This window comes from Crenobacter sp. CS_VA4, from assembly GCF_055597485.1.
The window spans coordinates 1-250 of record NZ_JBVMAE010000165.1; the positions used below are offsets into that span (position 1 = coordinate 1).

The 250-nt window shown below is 68.8% G+C and carries 1 protein-coding gene; it reads left to right on the forward strand.

What is annotated here, in order from left to right:
- Positions 1-250, forward strand: a 250-nt coding sequence (locus ACZ2IA_RS23175; RefSeq protein WP_470294931.1) for an LLM class flavin-dependent oxidoreductase, incomplete at both ends; no start/stop codon positions are given.

Sequence of the window (250 nt, forward strand, 5' to 3'; positions counted from 1 at the left end):
CTGCTGGAGAGCGCCACCTTCGACGGCATCTTCATCGCCGACGTGCTCGGCACCTATGACGTGTACGGCGGCACGAACGAGGCCGCTATCCGCAACGGCGCGCAGGTGCCGGTGAACGACCCGATCCTGCTGGTGAGCGCGATGGCCGCGGTCACCGAGAACCTGGGCTTCGGCATCACGGCCGGCACCGCGTTCGAGCACCCCTACCCGTTCGCGCGCCGGTTGAGCACCCTCGACCACCTCACGCAGG